Source organism: Natronolimnohabitans innermongolicus JCM 12255 (genome assembly GCF_000337215.1).
GTDB classification, from domain to species: Archaea; Halobacteriota; Halobacteria; order Halobacteriales; family Natrialbaceae; genus Natronolimnohabitans; species Natronolimnohabitans innermongolicus.
The window spans coordinates 1-796 of sequence record NZ_AOHZ01000114.1 but is presented as its reverse complement, the minus strand read 5'-3'; the positions used below and the strand labels follow the sequence as shown (position 1 = coordinate 796).

Sequence of the window (796 nt, the reverse complement as noted above, 5' to 3'; positions counted from 1 at the left end):
GTCGACATAACAGCGTTTGTGAACCGGCTCCTCGCGTTTGTTCGGGACGGCCTTCTCCAGCGGGACGCTTTCCCCGCAAAGGTCACACTCGGCGGTGTGTCCCGCCTGTCGAGCGTCCGGCGACAAGTCTTTCGTCTCGATGTATAGCTCGTGCAACGCTCGCGGCGTCAGTCGGACACACACTCTTTCGCGGTCCGTCTCGGTTGCACCTTCCCCCGTAAACGACAGTATCCAGTCGTCGCCCGGTTCCGCGTCGGTTGCTGGTCCGAGGATGAATGTCTGTGCTAACTCGTCATTGACGTAGTACCACGGTGAATCTCGAAACCGTCCATAGTGACCTTTCGGTCGTGGGTTGGTTGGGTCGACGTCGTCGCCGTCGTCACTCATCTATAGACCACCCACTTTGTCGCTCGCCGGCGCTCGATACCTCGGGAATTTGGTGTAGTGCTTTGACTACCGCGTTCGACCACAGACTTCGTGCATTTGCGTACGTCTCCGAATCGGCTTCCCACGCAATCTCTTTGAGAGTCTTACTCTCCGCCTCTTTGTGGTCGACTAGGTACTCGAGGACCGCCCGAACCGCCGTCTTTCGCGCCTCGGCTTTCTCTCCAAACCCAGGTACCTCAATATCAGAGAGAATCGCGTCAATGTCTATTGTGCTTTCTGCGGCGCTTGACGCCGTCGACGTCCGAGTACCCTCGATAGAATCACCGGCATCTTGTGGCGCGTCTCTCGCCGTCTCGTCGTACCCCATCGTTTCCGCTGTAACGTCGGCTTCCCAATAGACGACTCGTCG

2 protein-coding genes are annotated in these 796 nt (G+C 57.9%); both read right to left on the bottom strand.

What is annotated here, in order from left to right:
* Nucleotides 1-387 (bottom strand): hypothetical protein (locus tag C493_RS21840; protein ID WP_007261682.1); only part of this gene is annotated, 387 nt, incomplete at its 3' end.
* A partial coding sequence (locus tag C493_RS21835) for a hypothetical protein (RefSeq protein ID WP_007261681.1) occupies nt 380-796 on the bottom strand: 417 nt, incomplete at its 5' end. The genes C493_RS21835 and C493_RS21840, both read right to left, overlap by 8 nt.